General features: G+C 72.6%; 14 protein-coding genes. 10 read left to right on the forward strand and 4 right to left on the reverse strand.

Translation table 11 applies throughout. From position 1 onward, the window contains the following. Positions 1-191: 191 nt before the first annotated feature. The 6 genes from ABZ374_RS26005 to ABZ374_RS26030 all read left to right on the forward strand — a co-directional run bounded on the left by ABZ374_RS26005 (position 192) and on the right by ABZ374_RS26030 (position 6968). Positions 192-1754, forward strand: coding sequence for a sodium:solute symporter (locus tag ABZ374_RS26005; protein WP_360315041.1), 1563 nt, complete (start codon positions 192-194; stop codon positions 1752-1754). Between the two features lie 63 nt (positions 1755-1817). Next, positions 1818-2336 carry a SigE family RNA polymerase sigma factor gene (locus tag ABZ374_RS26010; RefSeq protein WP_360315043.1) on the forward strand — a complete coding sequence of 173 codons (519 nt, stop codon included), beginning with the start codon at positions 1818-1820 and terminating at the stop codon, positions 2334-2336. Continuing rightward, complete coding sequence (locus tag ABZ374_RS26015; RefSeq protein WP_360315045.1) at positions 2333-2611, forward strand: hypothetical protein; 279 nt, start codon at positions 2333-2335, stop codon at positions 2609-2611. The genes ABZ374_RS26010 and ABZ374_RS26015 overlap by 4 nt, the downstream gene beginning before the upstream one ends. A gap of 269 nt (positions 2612-2880) precedes the next feature. Further along, a complete protein-coding gene (locus ABZ374_RS26020; RefSeq protein WP_360315047.1) occupies positions 2881-4515 on the forward strand; it encodes a discoidin domain-containing protein in 1635 nt (544 codons plus the stop codon). Between the two features lie 195 nt (positions 4516-4710). Continuing rightward, complete coding sequence (locus ABZ374_RS26025) at positions 4711-6003, forward strand: MFS transporter (RefSeq protein ID WP_360315049.1); 1293 nt, start codon at positions 4711-4713, stop codon at positions 6001-6003. Beyond that, the gene (locus ABZ374_RS26030; protein ID WP_360315051.1) at positions 6000-6968 is read left to right on the forward strand and encodes a hypothetical protein; all 969 of its coding nucleotides are present in this window, start codon (positions 6000-6002) and stop codon (positions 6966-6968) included. The genes ABZ374_RS26025 and ABZ374_RS26030 overlap by 4 nt, the downstream gene beginning before the upstream one ends. 60 nt (positions 6969-7028) lie before the next feature. Here ABZ374_RS26030 and ABZ374_RS26035 read toward each other — a convergent pair whose 3' ends face one another. Further along, on the reverse strand, positions 7029-7715 hold the full coding sequence (locus tag ABZ374_RS26035) for a class I SAM-dependent methyltransferase (RefSeq protein ID WP_360315115.1): 687 nt from the start codon (positions 7713-7715) through the stop codon (positions 7029-7031). 53 nt (positions 7716-7768) lie between these two features. Continuing rightward, positions 7769-8803 carry a helix-turn-helix domain-containing protein gene (locus ABZ374_RS26040; RefSeq protein WP_360315053.1) on the reverse strand — a complete coding sequence of 345 codons (1035 nt, stop codon included), beginning with the start codon at positions 8801-8803 and terminating at the stop codon, positions 7769-7771. Between the two features lie 184 nt (positions 8804-8987). Here ABZ374_RS26040 and ABZ374_RS26045 point away from each other — a divergent pair, with 184 nt between their 5' ends. After that, on the forward strand, positions 8988-10268 hold the full coding sequence (locus ABZ374_RS26045) for an alpha/beta hydrolase (RefSeq protein ID WP_360315055.1): 1281 nt from the start codon (positions 8988-8990) through the stop codon (positions 10266-10268). 84 nt (positions 10269-10352) lie between these two features. Here ABZ374_RS26045 and glpK read toward each other — a convergent pair whose 3' ends face one another. After that, positions 10353-11876 (reverse strand): glycerol kinase GlpK, encoded by a 1524-nt coding sequence (glpK, locus tag ABZ374_RS26050; RefSeq protein WP_360315057.1) that lies wholly within the window; start codon positions 11874-11876, stop codon positions 10353-10355. Between the two features lie 76 nt (positions 11877-11952). Continuing rightward, the gene (locus ABZ374_RS26055; protein ID WP_360315059.1) at positions 11953-12663 is read right to left on the reverse strand and encodes an MIP/aquaporin family protein; all 711 of its coding nucleotides are present in this window, start codon (positions 12661-12663) and stop codon (positions 11953-11955) included. 467 nt (positions 12664-13130) lie between these two features. Between ABZ374_RS26055 and ABZ374_RS26060 the strand changes: the two genes are divergently transcribed. The 3 genes from ABZ374_RS26060 to ABZ374_RS26070 all read left to right on the forward strand — a co-directional run bounded on the left by ABZ374_RS26060 (position 13131) and on the right by ABZ374_RS26070 (position 17439). Continuing rightward, a complete protein-coding gene (locus ABZ374_RS26060; protein ID WP_360315061.1) occupies positions 13131-13898 on the forward strand; it encodes an IclR family transcriptional regulator in 768 nt (255 codons plus the stop codon). A gap of 190 nt (positions 13899-14088) precedes the next feature. Beyond that, entirely contained in the window at positions 14089-15663 is a 1575-nt protein-coding gene (locus ABZ374_RS26065) for a glycerol-3-phosphate dehydrogenase/oxidase (RefSeq protein ID WP_360315063.1), read from the forward strand. 138 nt (positions 15664-15801) lie between these two features. Continuing rightward, complete coding sequence (locus ABZ374_RS26070; protein ID WP_360315065.1) at positions 15802-17439, forward strand: sigma-70 family RNA polymerase sigma factor; 1638 nt, start codon at positions 15802-15804, stop codon at positions 17437-17439. Positions 17440-17517 lie beyond the last annotated feature (78 nt).

The raw sequence follows: 17517 nt of genomic DNA on the forward strand, positions 1-17517 counted from the left end.
GTCCCGCGGTTTTCCGCGGGGTTGCCCGACCGGGACGACGGACGTTTTTCGGCCACGCGCGCGGGCCCGGACCGATGGGCCGGGCCGCTCGGCGGCAACCCCGCCGGAATCGGCCGGTCAGGGCCTAAGGTCGGTACGCTCGCGGCAACCCGTGCCCGAGTGCGCTCGCACGCCGATCCGGACGGTGACGGATGACCGACGGGGCCATGACCGCGGCCGTCCTGATCGTGGTCGGCGGTGCCTCGCTGCTGGCGGTGGCCGCGCCGCGGCTGCACCGCAGTCACGACCTGCCGTCGTTGGAGGACTGGGCGCTGGCCGGTCGTGGCCTGGGCGCGGTCTGGACCTGGTTGGTGCTCGGCGGCACGATCTTCACCGCGTATACCTTCACCGCGGTGCCGGGCCAGGTGTACGGCCGAGGCGCGTCGGCGTTCTTCGCGCTGCCGTACACGGTGATCGTCTGCCCGATGGCCTTCGTGCTGCTCCCCCGGTTGTGGTCGGTGGCGCGCCGGCACGGCTATCTGACGGTGGGCGACTTCGTCCGGGGTCGCTATGGTTCGCCGGCGCTGGCCCTGGTGGTCGCGTTGACCGGGATCCTGGCCACGATGCCCTACCTGGCCCTTCAGGTGCTCGGCATCCGGGCCGTGCTCGCCGCCGCCGGGCTGCATCCGCGCGGTGCGCCCGGCGACGTGGGCATGGTCGTGTTGTTCGCCGGGCTCGCGATCGCCACATATCGGCACGGGTTGCGGGCGCCGACGGTGATCTCGGCGCTGAAGGCGGTGGCGATCTTCGGTTCCGCCGCGGTGGCGGTCGTGTTCGTGCTGCGCCGCTTCGGTGGCCCGGGGCCGATGTTCGAGGCTGCGGATCGGCGGCTAGCCGGGCGTGGGCCCGGTGATGCGTCGTTGGTGCTCGGCGCGCATCAGCAGGCCGGATTCGCCACGCTGGCGCTGGGTTCGGCACTGGCGTTGTTGTTGTATCCGCACGTGCTGACCGCGGGGTTCGCCGCGGCCGGCCCCGACACGCTGCGCCGGGTGTCGATCGCGTTGCCCGCGTGGACCGCGGTACTGGCGATGTTCGGGGTGCTCGGCGTCGCGGCGTTGGCGGTGGACGTGGACACGCGCTCGGGCACCGCCGAGGCGGCCGTACCGCTGCTGGTGGACCGGCTGTTGCCGGCGTTTCCGGCCGGACTGGTGTTCGGCGCGATCATCGTCGGCGCGCTGGTGCCGGCGGCGGTGATGTCGATCGCCGCCGCGACCTCGTTCGTGCGTAACGTCTATGTCGAGTACTTCCATCCGACGGCCACTCCGAAGCGGCAGATGCGGGTCGCGCAACTGGTGTCGCTGACCGCGAAGGTGGGCGCGGTGGCGTTCGTCTTCGGGCTGCGCGACCAGGCCGCGATCAACCTGCAACTGCTGGGCGGGGTGTGGATCCTGCAGATCTTCCCGGCCGTGGTGATCGGGTTGTTCACTCGGCGACTGCACCATCGGGCCCTGCTGGTGGGCTGGGCGGTGGGCATGCTGACCGGTACGGTCGCGGTCGTGCGGGAGGGCTTCGTCTCGCTGATCCGGGTCGAACTGGGAGGTCACGGCGTGCAGATGTACGCGGGGCTCGCCGCGCTGCTGCTCAACCTGGCGGTCACCCTGGCCCTGACCGAGGTGTTCGACCGGTTCGGTGCGACGCGCGGCCCGGACGACACGGCCCTGCCGTCCCGGTCGACCGGCCGGGGCGTCGCGGGGAAGGAGGCGAACGGCTCGTGAAACGCCTGCGCCGCGACGGGCCCCGGGCCGGCCCCGGAGCAGCCCGAGCCGGGCCCGAATCGGGTGCCGCCGCAGTTCGCCGCGGGTGCGACCGAATCCGAGCGCGAGGCGCAGGTCGCGCGCCTGTTCGACCTGCACTATCCGTCCATGTTGCGGCTCGCCACGCTGCTCGGCGCGGACGATCCGGAGAACATCGTCGCCGAGGCGTACTACGAGATCTACCGCAAGTTCCGCAGGCTGCGCACGCCCGAGGCCGCCGCGGCCTATCTGCGGTCGGTGGTGTGCAATCTGGTCCGGATGCGAATACGCCATCTCCAGGTCGTCCGCCGGCATGTCGAGGAGCCCTTGGGCACGGTGGCCTCGGCCGAGACCTCGGCCCTGTTGCGCGACGACCAACAGGCGCTGATCCGCGCTTTGCGCGAGTTGCCGGCGCGCCAGCGCGAGGCGCTGGTGCTGCGCCATTGGCTGGGGCTGAAGGAGAAGGAGATCGCGTCGACCATGGGCATCTCGGTCGGCTCCGTCAAGACGCACACCGCGCGTGGGATCGCCGCTCTCACGCAGGCGATGGAGGTACGGCGATGAACAACCCTCCCGACACCGAGGCGACGAACAACCCTTCGGGCACCGAGCGGCAACTGCGGGAGGCACTGGAAACGTTGGCCGCCGGTGTGCACCCTGCCCCCGACGCGTACCGCACCGCGCACGGCGACTGGCAGCGCCGCGAGCGCCGCCGCCGGCTGATCCTGGCCACGCTGATCCTGCTGGTCTTCGCCGCGGCCACGGTGATCGGCGTCCTGGTCCTCAATCACGCGCCGGCCGATCCGGGCCCGACCTTCGAGCATCCGCCCGCTCCGTGACGCCCGCGCGGCGCGGGTCGAGACGGCCCGCCACCGCTGTGCGACGCCTCGAAGTCTTGTTAGTAAAGTTTCCTAACAAGTCTTGACGGCGCGCGCGGCGCCTTGGGATCGTCGGGGCCAACAACCGGGCCGGAGGCTCCTGTTGGGGCACCGCGGGCACCCGACCGCGGTGGTGTCCGAGCACGCGACGGCACCTCTCCGGCCCATTCGAGCGCACCATCCTGCCCGGCTCAGGCACGACGATCGGCTCCTCAACGCTGGAGGACGACGTGCACCTGTCCCTGCCCCCGCGCCCGACCCGCCGAAGTCCCTCGTTCCGCACCGCTCGGCGAGCCGTGTCCCGACTGCCCAGATTTCCCGCCGTTCTCGCCGTGATCGCCATGTTGGCCACGGTGTTGACCTTCGTCGAAACCGCCTCCGCCGCGGAGGTGTTGCTCTCCCGCGGCAAGCCCGCCACCGCCTCGTCCAGCGAGGACTCCACCCTCGGCCCGGCCAAGGCCGTGGACGGCAAGACCACCACCCGATGGGCCAGCACGGAAGGCGCCGGCGCCCAGTGGCTGAGCGTCGACCTCGGCTCGGACGTCTCCATCTCCCGGGTCAAGCTGACCTGGGAGGCGGCCTACGCCAAGGCGTACCGGATCGAGGTCTCGCCCGACGGCGCGTCCTGGACCAAGGTCTACAGCACCTCCGCCGGCGACGGCGGCACCGACGACCTCGGCGCACTGTCCACCCACGGTCGCCACGTGCGCGTGTACGCGACCACGCGAGCCACCGACTACGGCTACTCCCTCTGGGAGTTCGAGGTCTACGGCGCCGGCGGCCCGGACACCACCGCGCCCACCGCGCCGACCGCGTTGCGGGTGACCGGCACCACGCCCACCGGCGTCTCGCTGGGCTGGACCGCGTCCACCGACAACGTCGGGGTGACCGGCTACGACGTGCTGCGCGACGGCGTCACGGTCGGCACCAGCGCGGGCACCTCCTACACCGACACCGGCCTGAGCACCGGAGTCGGCTACACCTACACCGTCCGCGCCCGCGACGCGGCGGGCAACCTGTCCGCGCCGAGCGCGTCGGTGGTCGGCACCCCGCAGGCCGGCGGCTCCTCGTTCACCGTCGTCGCGGCGGGCGACATCTCCGACCCGGGCTGCACGTCGGCCCAGGAGTGCGGGGCCGAGCAGACCGCGCGCCGGGTCGAGGCGATCAACCCGGACGAGGTGATCACGCTCGGGGACAACCAGTACGACACCGGCAGCCTCTCCGACTACCGCAAGTACTACGACACCACGTGGGGTCGGTTCAAGGACAAGACCCGTCCCGCCCCCGGCAACCACGAGGCCGACGACAACCCGTCCGAGGCCGGCTACAAGGCCTACTTCGGCAACCGCGCAACACCCAACGGCACCACCTGGTACAGCTGGGACCGCGGCGGTTGGCACTTCATCGCGCTCGACTCCGAGCAGTCGATGTCGGCGACCTCGGCACAGATCCAATGGCTCAAGGCGGATCTGGCGAACAACGCGCAGGGCTGCGTGGCCGCCTACTGGCACAAGCCCCTGTACAGCTCCGGGCCGCAGGCCGACAAGGTGAGTCAGGCCGCGTGGCAGGTGCTCTACGACGCGCGCGCCGATCTGGTCCTCAACGGACACGACCACCTCTACGAGCGCTACGCGCCGCAGAATCCCAAGGCCAAGGCGGATCCCGCCGGCATCCGCGAGTTGCTCGTGGGCACCGGCGGCGCGGACCCGTACGACTTCGAGAGTCCGCAGCCCAACAGCGAGAAGCGGGTCACCGGTTCGCCGGCCGTGCTCAAGCTGACCCTCTCCGCCGGCAGCTATTCCGGACAGCTCGTGCGCTACGACGGCAAGCAGCTCGACACCTTCGGGCCGGTCGGCTGCCACTGAGCCAACCGAACGTGCGGGCCGGCCGGCGACCTGTTCCCCGGCCGGTCCGCACCAGGCCCGGCCACCGCCTCCCGTCCGGTGGTTGCCGGCCGGTGGCTGCCGGCCGTCGCACCGCGACACACCCCGTTTCCACCCCGTCCCGCTCCGACCCGACCCGAGTCCACCGTCCCCGGACGGATCGAGGGAGGACCGCCCGTGTACATCGCCGCCACCCGGCGCGCGGATCAGGCCGGTGGGATCGCCTCGGCCAAGGCACCGCGCAGATTCGCGCGCAACGTCCCGGCCAACGTGCTCGCGCTCGGCGCCGTCAGCCTGGTCACCGACATCTCCTCGGAGATGGTCACCGCGGTATTGCCCACCTACTTCGTGCTCACCCTGGGACTGAGCCCGCTGCAGTACGGGCTCCTGGACGGCACCTACTTCGGCATCACCGCCTTCGTGCGCCTGCTCGGCGGCCAGGTGGCCGACCGCACCCGTCGGCGCAAACTGGTCGCGGGCACCGGCTACGGGTTGTCCGCCGTATGCAAACTCGGCCTCCCGCTGGCCGGTTCCTCGATCACCGGGCTGGGTCTGGTGCTCGCGGCGGACCGCACCGGCAAGGGGCTGCGCACCGCGCCACGCGACGCGCTGATCACGCTCAGCACCCCCGCGCCCGACCTGGGTCGGGCGTTCGGCGTGCACCGCGCGATGGACACGGTCGGCGCGTTCCTGGGCCCGCTCGCCGCGTTCGCGGTGTTGTGGGCCACCCACGACGCGTACGACGCGGTGTTCGTGGTGAGCTTTTGCGTCGCCTCGTTCGCGGTGTTGCTGATGGCGCTGTACGTGCGCGACCACCACGAACCGGTCGGGCCGCGCCGCGAGTCGTCGCTGCGGGCCGCGTTCGCGCTGCTGCGGCTGCGCCCGTTCCGGCGCACCTGTATGGCCGCGACCATGCTCGGACTGCTCACCGTCGGCGACACCTTCGTGTACCTCGTGTTGCAACACGGCTTCGACATCCCGTTGCGCTACTTCCCGTTGCTGCCGCTGGGCACGGCCGGCGCGTATCTGCTGCTCGCGGTGCCGCTGGGTCGCCTCGCCGACCGGGTCGGTCGTTTCCGGGTCTTCCTGGGCGGCCATCTCGCGCTGCTCGCGGCCTACGCGGTGGCCGCCGCACCCGACGGCGACCGCACGCCGGGCTCGCTGCTGTTGTGGACGGTGTTGTCGGCCGTGCTCGTGCTCCAGGGCCTGTTCTACGCCGCCACCGACGGGGTGCTGATGGCCGCCGCCGGGCCGCTGTTGCCGGTGCACCTGCGCACCAGCGGCCTGGCCCTGCTTCAGACCGGTCAGGCCGGCGCCCGACTGTTCTCCTCGGTGCTCTTCGGCGCGGCCTGGACGTTGTGGGGTGCGGGCCCCGCGTTGCTCGTCATGGGCGTCGGGTTGGCCGGCGCCCTCGTCGTGGCCCGATGGCTGCTGCCGTCGCGGTCCCCACTGCCGGAGGTGACCGGATGAAGCGCGCCCTCGGCCTGCTGCTCGGCCTGCTCGTGCTGGTCGGGGTGGCGGTCGGCTACTCGACCTTCGCGGCCGGCCGCGAGGACGACGCACAGGTGCGGCGCCGGCCGCTGGACCTGGCCGCCGGCGGGCAGTTGGTGTTCGTGGACACCGCCCGCAAGGGCGGCCACCGCACCGTGGCCGCGACCGCGATGGACCCGGCCGGCGCCACCGGCCCGGCCCGTACCGACAGCGGACTGCGCTGCGAGCGCTTCGCCGTCGGCGCGGCCACCGGTGTCTGCCTGCAGACCCGCGGCGGCCCGCTGCCCGGTACCGACGCGCTGATCGTGGACCCGGCGATGAACGTGCGACGCCGGATCGAACTCGCGGGCACCCCGTCCCGGGCCCGGGTCTCGGCGAGCGGGCGCATGGTGTCCTGGACCGTCTTCGTCACCGGCGAGTCCTACAACAAGACCGGGTTCTCCACCTGGACCGGCATCCTGGACACCCGCACCGACTACACGCTGATCAACATCGAGGCCATCCCGCTGACCATCGACGGCAAGCGCTACCGATCCGCCGACGTCAACTACTGGGGCGTCACGTTCGCCGCCGACGACAACCGCTTCTACGCCACCGTGTCCACCAAGGGCCGCACCTACCTGGTCGAGGGCGACTACGCGAACTGGGAGGCGCACACGGTGCGGGAGAACCTGGAATGCCCGTCGTTGTCCCCGGACGGCACCCGGATCGCGTTCAAGAAGCGCTCCGGCGCCACCACCTGGCGACTGCACGTGCTGGACCTGGCGACCATGCGCGAGACCGCGCTGGCCGAGCGGGAGAGCATCGACGACCAGGCGGCCTGGCTGGACGACCACACCGTGATGTACGGCCGGGGCCGCGACGTCTACGCGACGCCCGCCGACGGATCGGGCACCCCACGCCTGCTCGTCGCGAAGGCGTCCTCGCCGACCGTGCTGCGCTGAGCACCCCCTCCCCCGAGGCCGCACCTCGCGCGCCGGGTCCGTACGCCGGGCCCGGCGCGCTCAGTGCACCGGCACCGCCCGGACCCAGGTGCCCGCCTCGTCCAGAAGGTCCTCCACCGCGAGACCGGACCCGGCCAGGAGGTCGGCGAACCCCGCCTCGGTGAACACCCGGGACCGGAACTCGTGCACCCACCGCGCGTCGGGATACTCGTAGAGCATCCGCACCGCGCGCAACGTTTCGTCACCGTCGATCGGCTCGGAGCCGAGCATGTGCACCGCGCCGCCCGGGTATTCGCGCACCCGGGGCACGTTCTCGTGCCAGCCGGCACCCTCGCGTTGGATCAACACCACGCCGTCGTCCGCGACATGCGCCCGGCAGGTGTCCAACAGGGCCCGACACGCCTGTGCCTCGGCGGTGTTGACCAGGTAGGACGCCAACAACACCACGTCGAACCGCTCGTCCAGCCGCAGTTCCTCGATGCCGGCGGCCACCGTGCGTGCCCCGCGCACCCGGGCGAGCATCTCGGGCGACTCGTCCACCGCCGTCACCGACCAGCCGCGCTCGACCAACGCGTGCGTCACCCGGCCGGCACCGCTGCCCAGTTCGAGCAGCGTGCGGGCGCCCGACCGGGCACCCAGGGCGATCGTCTCCGGCTCGTCCCCGACCGTCATGCGCTCGTACATCTGCACCGCACACCCGTCCGGGGTGAACGCCCCGGGCCCCTCGCCGTGATGTCCCTCGCGCATGCGTGTCATCGACTCGTCTCCCTTGGTCCGGCGACATCCGACCACCAGCGAAGTCAGCCGCGCCGAACCGCGTCAACTCCTTCGGCCAGGACCGAAAGCCGCCCCGATCCGCCGGGCCGGCCGGTGTGCCGACCGACCAGCAGGGCACCCAGGGTGGTGCGTTCGTGGCGCACCGACCGACCGGCCCGGGTGCTCGTGAGCAGTCCCGCGCCCCGCAGCGCGGCGGTGTGCGCGGAGACGGTGGCGTTGCCCACCCGGAGCCGGCGGGCGAGTTCGCCGGTGTTGTGCGCGCCGGTGCCGAGCAGTTGCAGGATGTCGAGCCTGGTCCGGCCGATCACGGCCGCCAGTGCCTCCTCGGTGCCGCCGGGCCCGGCGAGGGCGAGCGGCAGGCCCGGCCCCGCCGGATAGGTGACGACCACCGGCCGATCGGGCAGGTTCGACAACAGCGGGTGTGCGCTCCAGTGGAAGGTGGGCAGGAGCAGCAGACCGCGGCCGTGCAGCTCGATGTCCGCGTCGCCCGCACCCGCGAACTCCCAGACGTCCCCGTGCAGTCGGCTGCCCGGGACCAGTTCGGTCAACGTCGCGCCGAGGCCGTGTTCGGCCGTGGTCAGCGCGTGCCGGGTGAACTCCGCGTGATGCAGGTCCTGTACCAGGGACCACACCGGGCCCAGCACCGTCTCGAAGGCCGCGTGCTGGGCGCGGCGCACCGACCGCCAGGCGTCCGCGTCGCCGCGATGCAGGCTGCGGATCCACGGCGGCACGGGGGTCGGGTGTCCGGCGTAGACACGTTCGAGCTCCGCGCGCACCATCTCCGGCCGGGTGCTCCGGATCTCGTCCAGCCCCTCGGTCAGCGAGTCGGCGAACACGTCCAGGAACAGCGGCGGGCGCCCGCCGGGGACCAGGTCGGCCAGCGGATCGACGGCCGCCGGCAGTGCCCGCAGCAGTCGTTGCCGCCAACGCCCGAAGAGCAGTGGGTCGTCGGGGCGGACCATCCGCGACAGCGCGACGTTCAGCTCCTGGAGCGGGGCCGGTCTCGGAGCGAACCGGACCCGGGCGAAGTCGGCGGCGGTGAAGCGGATCCGGACCATTACTCCCCCTACGGCTGCGGCGCCGGCTTTTCGGCCCTGGCCACAACCTTCGCGGCTGCTCCCGGGCACGAGCCAGCCTTCGGGACATGCCCCCGACATTGGCACGCAGGGGCGGTCGATACCACAAGGGTGCAGGTCGCGCGGCGGTGCCGCAGCCGGCCGCAGCACGACACGAGGAGGGTTTGTGAAACGCAAAGCGGAAGCGCAGACGACAGATCGGGTCGAGGGGATCGGGCGCCGCCGGCTCGTCGCCTCGGCCGTACCGGCCGCCGCGCTGCTCCTGGCGGGCGGCATCACCCGCGCCGCTCCCGCGTCCGCGCGACCGGTCGATCGGCGACCCGCGAGCGACGCCGTGTTGCGGCTCGTGCCGCCGACCGGTCCGCATGCGATCGGGACCACCACGCTGTATCTGGTGGATCGTTGCCGATCGGACCCCTGGGAGCCGATCCCGGTGCGCGAGGTGATGGTCACCGTGTTCTACCCGGCCCGCGGGGTGCGCGGATTCCCGATCGCCCCGCAGTTGCCCGCCCGGGCCGCGGCGGAATTCGCGACCGCGGCCCGGGCGACCCATCCCGAGTTGCCGGCGGCGGGCGTGGACTGGGCGGCCACCGCCGCGCACACGCACGAGAACGCGCCCGCGCGGGCCGGCCGACGTCCGGTGTTGCTGTACAGCCCCGGCGGCGTCGACCCGCGCGGCATGGGTACCGGCATCGCCGAGGAGTTGGCGAGCCGGGGCTATGTCGTGGTGAGCATCGACCATCCGGGAGACGGCGCCGTGGTGGAGTTCCCGGTCGACCTGCCGGGCCGGGACGGCCGGGTGCGCTGGACCGTGCTCCGAGCCGACCCGCGCAGCGATCCCGGACTCTTCCGCACCCTGATCGACACCCGGATCGCGGACACCCGGTTCGTCCTGGAACAACTGGCGGTCCTGGCCTCGGGCGGCAACCCGGACCCGACCGCCCCCGCACTGCCCGACGGCCTGCATCGGGCGCTCGACCTGCGACGGGTGGGCGTCTACGGCCACTCGGCGGGCGGCACGACCGCGGCCGAGACGATGCACGAGGACCGCCGCATCGCCGCCGCGATCAACCTGGAAGGATATCTGGACCACCCGCCGCCGGCGCCGGGCGAGGCGGGCGAGTTGTACCCGATCGCCCGCGAGGGCACCGACCGGCCGCTGCTCCTGGTCGGCAGCGACGGCTTCGGGCATCGAGCGGACCTGGAACCCTCGTGGTCCGCGCTGCGCGCGAACTCGCGCGGGCCCATCCCTCGGCACCTGATCGAGCACGCCGCGCACCACGTGTTCACCGACCACGCCGTGCTCGCACCGCAACTTCAGGCCACCGGGCTGATGTCGGCGGCCGACCGGACCGCCCTGATCGGCACGATCGCACCGGCGGCATCGGTGCCCCTGGTCCGTCGGCTGGTACACACGTTCTTCGCCCGACACCTGCCCACGCGCTGACCACCGGGCACGGTTCCCGAACCACTCGGGCGGGCACCGAGAGCGTGCTCGGTGCCCGCACGACCGTCCCGATCGCGGCGCCGCTCAGACCCCGGGGGCCGGATCGCCCTCCTCGACCCAGTCCATCGTGCGCGCCACCGCCTTGCGCCAGTTGCGGTAGCCCAGATCGCGGGTGGCGTCGTCCATCCGCGAGGTCCATTCCGCGGCGCGGTGCCAGTTCGCCCGCAGCGAGTCCAGGTCCGGCCAGTAGCCGACCGCGAGCCCGGCCGCGTACGCCGCGCCCAGCGCGGTGGTCTCGGCCACGAACGGGCGGGCCACCGGGGCGTCCAGCACGTCGGCGATGGTCTGCATGAGCAGGTTGTTGGCGGTCATCCCGCCGTCCACCTTGAGCGTGGCGAGCTTGACGCCGGAGTCGCGTTCCATCGCGTCCACCACTTCGCGGGTCTGCCAGGCGGTGGCCTCCAGCACGGCGCGCGCGATGTGCCCCTTGTTCACGTACGCGGTCAGACCCGCGATCACCCCGCGCGCGTCCGAGCGCCAGTACGGCGCGAACAGGCCGGAGAAGGCCGGCACGAAGTAGGCGCCACCGTTGTCCTCGACGGTCAGCGCGAGCGTCTCGATCTCGGCCGCGGTGCCGATCAGTCCCATCTGGTCGCGCATCCACTGCACCAGCGAACCGGTGACCGCGATCGAACCCTCCAGCGCGTAGACCGGCGCCTCCTTGCCGAGCCGGTAGCCGACCGTGCTGAGCAGGCCGTGGTGCGACTGCACGATCCGCGATCCGGTGTTGATCAGCAGGAAGCTGCCGGTGCCGTAGGTGCTCTTGGCCTCGCCCTCCTCGAAGCAGGTCTGCCCGAACAGCGCGGCCTGCTGATCGCCCAGCGCGGAGGCGACCGGGACGCCCTCCAGGATGCCCCGGGCGGTGCCGTACACCTCCGAGGAGGAGCGGATCTCGGCCAGCACCGAACGCGGCACGTCCATCGCCCGCAGGATCCGGTCGTCCCAGTCCAGCGTCTCCAGGTTCATCAACATCGTGCGCGAGGCGTTGGTGACGTCGGTGACGTGCACCCCGCCGTCCGGGCCGCCGGTGAGGTTCCACACCACCCACGACTCCATCGTGCCGAACAGGATGTCGCCGCGGTCGGCCCGCTCGCGCAGCCCCTCGACGTTGTCCAGCAGCCAGCGGATCTTGGGCCCGGCGAAGTAACTGGCGAGCGGCAGCCCGGTCTCGACCCGGAACCGGTCCTGGCCGACGTTGCCGCCCAGTTCGCGACACAGCGCGTCGGTGCGGGTGTCCTGCCACACGAGCGCGTTGTGCACCGGCACCCCGGTATGGCGGTCCCACAACACGGTGGTCTCGCGCTGGTTGGTGATGCCCAGCGCGCGGATCTGCTCGCGGCGGATGCCCGCCTGGGCGAGCGCGCCGGCGACCACGGCCTGCACCACGCCCCAGATCTCGGCGGCGTCGTGCTCGACCCACCCCGGACGGGGGAAGATCTGCCGGTGCTCGCGCTGGTCGACGGCGACGATGCGCCCGTCCGCGCCGAAGATGATGCATCGGCTGGACGTGGTGCCCTGGTCGATCGCGGCGATGTAGGTGTCGGACATGGCTCCTCTTCCGAAGGATCCGAGGGAAAGGTCGGGGTCGGTGCGCACGCGGGGGGCGGGCGGCGCACGCGCGGACTCAGTATGCGAGCCGGTACAGCCCGCCGGCCGCCAGCCCGCCCAGGGTGGGACCGACCACGGGGACCCACGCGTAGGCCCAGTCCGAGCCGCCCTTCTTGGGAATGGGCAGCAGCGAGTGTGCCAGGCGCGGGCCGAGGTCGCGGACCGGGTTGATGGCGTAGCCGGTCGGACCGCCCAGGGACAGGCCGATGCCCACCACCAGGAGCGCGGTCATCAGGATGCCGGTGCCGGAGAGGGCGAGCCCGTCGGTCAGGCCCTGGGTCAGGATCACGATGACCAGCACGGTGGTGGCTATCGTCTCGGTGATCACGTTCTGCACCGGGTTGCGGATCTCCGGCGAGGTGGCGAACACGCCGAGCACCGGTTCGCCGTGCTCCTTGAACTGACCCAGGTAGGTGGCCCAGGCCAGCACCGCGCCGATCACCGCGCCGGTGAACTGCCCGGCGAGATACACCGGCACCTTGTCCCATTCCCCCGTCTTGACGGCGATGCCGAACGTCACGGCGGGATTGAGATGGGCGCCGGACAACGACACGCTCGCGTACGCCCCGGCCAGCACCGCGAAGCCCCAGCCGAAGGTGATCGCCAGCCAGCCCGCGTTCTGCGCCTTGGATCGGTTCAGGGTGACCGCCGCACACACGCCGACGCCCAGGAGCAGCAGGATGGCCGTACCCAGGGTCTCGCCGATGAAGATCTTGTCGCTCGTCACAACAACACGGCCCCTTCTTGACTGCACGTTCGCGACTGCACGTTCGTGCCTGCACGGGTGGGACGGCGCCGGGTTCCGGCGCCGGACGGACGCACGGCGCGCCGGGATCGACGCGCCGTGCGGGGAAGCGGGAATCCGCGCCGCGTCGGGGCGGCGCGCAGGGACCGCCGCTGCGGTGCCGCGCAGTGGGTACGCCGGGCGGATCCGATCGCGTTCGGATCGGAATCGTCCGGGCCTGGTCCATTCGATGACTCTGACTGGCATTCGACATTGACGACCGCTGTCCGGCAGTGTTCTCCGCAGGTTGCGCCGCCGTCAAGAGTCCGTGAACATCTCGTTCCCGACCCCGCCCGTGAGCGCCGGGCCCGACGGGCGGACGGTGGACCCGACCGGCATGTGTACGACCGCTGTTCTACATTGCCAACCCGATCTTCATTGCCAACCTGATCTTCGATGGAGGAGTGGGTATGCCCGGTCCCATCCAGTCGCTCGAACGCGCAGCGGCGATCCTGCGGCTGCTCGCCGGCGGCGAACGGCGCTTCGGCCTGAGCGAGGTGGCCACCACCCTGGGTCTGGCCAAGGGCACCGCGCACGGCATCCTGCGCACGCTGCACCAGGAGGGGTTCGTCGAGCAGGACGCCAAGAGCGGCAAGTACCAGCTCGGCGCCGAGTTGCTCCGGCTGAGCAGCTCCTACCTGGACGTGCACGAGTTGCGCGCCCGGGCCCTGGTCTGGGCCGACGATCTGGCCCGGGCCAGTGGCGAGAGCGTGCGCATCGGCGTGCTGCACAAGGGCGGCGTGCTGGTCGTCCATCACGTCTTCCGGCCCGACGACAGCCGCCAGGTGCTGGAGATCGGCGCGATGTTGCCGCTGCACTCCACCGCCTGGGGCAAGGTGCTGCTCGCGGTCGACCCGGCCGCGCGCGCCGAGTTGGACGAGCGCGACCCGGTCGCCTTCACCGCCCGCACGCTGACCGACCCGGTCGCCATCGACGCGGAGAGCGTGACGGTGCGCGAACGCGGCTGGGCGTGCGACAACGAGGAGTCGGTCCTGGGCCTGGCGGCCATCGCCGCACCGATCCGCGACCGGCGCGGCACGCCGCTGGGCGCGGTGGGCATCAGCGGCGCGGTCGAGCGGATCATCGCCGACGGCGCACCGCGTCCCACGCTGGTGGCCTCGGTGCGCGACGCGGCACGCGCCATCTCGCGCGACCTGGGTGCCACCTTTCCGTACTGATATCTGCCATATCGACCTATTTCGGACGCCGCGCCGCGCTTCGCCGTCCGGCGCGGACCGGGGCACTTGACCACTGCCCGACCGGCAATGAAAACTGTCGTTCGTCGTTCGACAATGCCGACCACGTAGATTCGGATCGGGACTCCGTCCCACCGCTTCGCGGCCCGGCCCAGTGGAAAGAAGACGCGTGATGAGCACCGCCACGGATCCGACCGTTCCCGCTCGTGCCCACAGCCGCGCCGAACTCTCGCGCGGCACCCACGACCTGCTCGTCATCGGTGGCGGCATCCTCGGCACGGCGGTGGCCTGGACCGCGGCCCAGACCGGGTTGCGGGTGGCCATGGTCGACGCGGGCGACTTCGCCGGCGCCACCTCGTCCGCGTCCTCCAAGCTCGTCCACGGCGGCCTGCGCTACCTACAGACCGGCAACCTCAAGCTGGTCGCGGAGAACCACCGCGAACGCCGCACGCTGGCCCGCGACGTGGCCCCGCACCTGGTGCGACCGTTGTCCTTCCTGGTGCCGGTCTACAAGGACGGCCCGCACGGCTCGGCCAAGCTCGGCGCCGGCGTGTTCCTGTACTCGGCGCTGTCCGCGTTCGGCGACGGCATGGGCAAGGTGATCGGCCCCGAGAACGCGCTCGAACTCGTCCCGGCCCTGCGCAAGGAGGGCCTGCGCCGCGCCGCGGTGTACGGCGACCACCAGATGAACGACAGCCGCGTCGCGGTGACCACCGTGCGGGCCGCGGTCGAGGCCGGCGCGGTGGTGCTCAATCACGCCGAGGTGGTCGGCCTGCGCAAGGACCCCGGCGGCCGGGTCACCGGCGCCGAACTGCGCGACCGGCTCGACGGCACCGAGTTCGGCGTGCACGCGCGGGTCGTGCTGAACGCGACCGGCCCGTGGGTGGACCACCTGCGCCGGATGGAGGACCCGACCGCCGAGCCGAGCATCCGGCTGTCCAAGGGTGTGCACCTGGTGCTGCGTCAACAGCAGCCGTGGCGGGCCGCGTTGACCATCCCGATCGACAAGTACCGGGTGTCCTTCGCGATTCCGTGGGAGGAGCACCTGCTGCTCGGCACCACCGACGAGGCCTACGAGGGCGACCCGGGCAAGGTCTCCCCCACCGAGGCCGACATCGCCCAGATCCTGGACGAGGCGGGCAGCGCGGTGGACCCGGCCCAGTTGCGCCGCGAGGACATCACCTACGCGTTCGCGGGCCTGCGGGTCCTGCCCGGCGGCGCGGGCGCCACGAGCGAGGCCAAGCGCGAGACCGTGGTCACCGAGGGGCGCGGCGGCATGTTGTCGGTGGCGGGCGGCAAGTGGACCACCTACCGGCACATCGGCCGGACCGTGCTGGACAAGCTGGCCAAGGCCGGCGTCGTGGCCCTGGAGCAGGACATGGCGACCCCGCTGCGCCGGGTGGCACTGCCGGGCTCGGCGAACCCCGAGGCGGTGGCCCACCGGCTGCTCGGCGAGGCCACCCCCGAGGACGGCGTGGACCCGGTGGTGGCCCGCCACCTGGCGTCGCACTACGGCAACCTCGCCTACGACCTGGCCGCGCTGGTGCGGGGCGACCGCGAACTCGGCGAGCGCATCCACCCGGACGGGCCGGACATCTGGGCCCAGGTGGCCTACGCGCGCGACCACGAGTGGGCGATGACGGTGGACGACGTGCTGCGCCGCCGGACCACGGTGACCATTCGTGGGCTGGACACCCCCGAGGTGCGCTCCCGGGTCGAGAAGCTGCTGGCGACCCGGCCGAACTGAGCGACGGCCGGCGGCGCCGGGTCGGTACGTTCGGAACTCGTTCGGCGATTTCCGTTATCCGCGCCGCCCCGGACGCTCTCCCGAGTGGCGGATGCCCGGGAGTGGGCCCGGCACGCCGGTCGAGGAGAGTGGACGTACGTGGACAACGAGCCCAACACCGCCCTGGTCGTCGCGGCCCAGGGTGGTGATCTGCGTGCCCGGGACCGACTCGTGGCCGACTGGTTGCCGCTGGTCTACAACATCGTCGGCCGGGCGCTGAACGGGCACGCGGACGTCGACGACGTGGTGCAGGAGACCATGCTGTGCGCGGTGTCCGGCCTCGGCGACCTGCGCGATCCGGAGCGCTTCCGGTCCTGGTTGGTGGCCATCGCGGTCAATCAGGTGCGCCGTCGGCACGCCCGCCGGGCGACCACGACCCCGCTCGACGAGATCGCCGAATACCCGGACCCGGCAGCCGACTTCGCCGACCTGACCATCCTGCGACTGGGCCTGTCCGGACAGCGCCGCGACGTCGCGGAGGCGACCCGCTGGCTGGACCCGGACACCCGCGAACTGCTCGCCCTGTGGTGGCTGGAGGCGGCGGGCACCCTGACCCGGGCCGAACTCGCCGCGGCCCTGGACCTGCCCGCGACCCACGTGGCGGTCCGGGTCCAGCGCATGAAGGAGCAGTTGGAGGCGGCCCGGGTGGTGGTCCGCGCCCTCGCCGCCGACCCGCGCTGTGCGCAGGCCGGCGCGCTGCTCGCGGCCTGGGACGGGCAGCCGACGCCGCTGTGGCGCAAACGCATCGCCCGCCACGCCCGCGGGTGTGGCGCGTGCGGCGCGCACCGGTACGACCTGGCCCCGGTCGAGGGCCTGCTCGCGGGCCTGGCCCTGCTGCCGCCCACCGCCGTCCTGCTGCACCTGCTCGCCCGGGGCCCATGGTCGGCGACCGGCGCGACGGCCCCCCTCGCCGCCCCGGGCCCGCCAGCCCACGCGAGCCCACCCACCGACCCGAGCGCGCTCACCCAGGCAGGTCCACCCACCCATCCCGGCCCGCCCGGCGCCACCGGCCCGGCCGCCCCGTCGCCCGGGACGCACGCGGCCCCGCCGGGCCACGCCGCGCCGCGCCCGAGTCGCCGCCCGCGCGGGCTCGCGCTCGGCGCCGCGGCAATCGGCCTGCTCGTCCTTGCCGCTGTCGTCATCGTCGACCGCCCCCACCACGCCCCGCCGACCCGAAGCACGCCCGCCGCCCACCCGCCGGGCGCCGACGCCGCTCCGACGCCCACCACCGCGCCCACCACCGACCCGCGGCCCGCCACCGCGCCGAGCGCCACGCGGCCGGCCACGCCCACACCCACGACCGAGCCCGTCGGCACCCGCACGACCGCCTCCGCCTCCACCGACCCTCGGCCCCGGCTCGAACGTGCCGTGGTCGACCTGGTCAACGCGGCCCGCGCCGAGCACGGTTGTGCTCCGGTCCGGGTGGACGACCGGCTGCGCGGCGCCGCCCGCAAACACTCCGACGACATGCTCGCCCGCCGGTTCTACGACCACGTGACCCCGGACGGGGTGCGCCCCGACGCCCGGATCACCGCCGCCGGCTACCGGTGGCGGCAGTGGGGCGAGAACCTCGATCGGGGTCGGTCGGACGCCGCGTCGGTGGTCGCACAGTGGCTGGCCAGTCCGATCCACCGGGGCAACATCCTCGATTGCGGCTTCACCGACATCGGCGTCGGCGCCGCGGTCGGCCCGGGCGGCACGACCTGGTGGACCCAGATCTTCGCGACACCGGCCTGACCCGCCCCGCCCGCCCGGAACTCGATTCGGTATTTGTGTTATCCACCCGCGCCCCGCGGCTCTCCCAGGTGTCCCCGG

It is taken from the genome of Embleya sp. NPDC005971 (assembly GCF_040629175.1).
Lineage (GTDB): Bacteria > Actinomycetota > Actinomycetes > Streptomycetales > Streptomycetaceae > Embleya.

What these genes read in the sequence shown, in the direction of transcription:
- ABZ374_RS26005 (WP_360315041.1), top strand. Translation starts at nt 192, where the DNA reads ATGACCGACGGGGCCATGACCGCGGCCGTCCTGATCGTGGTCGGCGGT.
- ABZ374_RS26015 (WP_360315045.1), top strand. Translation starts at nt 2,333, where the DNA reads ATGAACAACCCTCCCGACACCGAGGCGACGAACAACCCTTCGGGCACC.
- ABZ374_RS26030 (WP_360315051.1), top strand. Translation starts at nt 6,000, where the DNA reads ATGAAGCGCGCCCTCGGCCTGCTGCTCGGCCTGCTCGTGCTGGTCGGG.
- ABZ374_RS26035 (WP_360315115.1), bottom strand. Translation starts at nt 7,715, where the DNA reads ATGCGCGAGGGACATCACGGCGAGGGGCCCGGGGCGTTCACCCCGGAC.
- ABZ374_RS26040 (WP_360315053.1), bottom strand. Translation starts at nt 8,803, where the DNA reads ATGGTCCGGATCCGCTTCACCGCCGCCGACTTCGCCCGGGTCCGGTTC.
- glpK (WP_360315057.1), bottom strand. Translation starts at nt 11,876, where the DNA reads ATGTCCGACACCTACATCGCCGCGATCGACCAGGGCACCACGTCCAGC.
- ABZ374_RS26060 (WP_360315061.1), top strand. Translation starts at nt 13,131, where the DNA reads ATGCCCGGTCCCATCCAGTCGCTCGAACGCGCAGCGGCGATCCTGCGG.
- ABZ374_RS26065 (WP_360315063.1), top strand. Translation starts at nt 14,089, where the DNA reads ATGAGCACCGCCACGGATCCGACCGTTCCCGCTCGTGCCCACAGCCGC.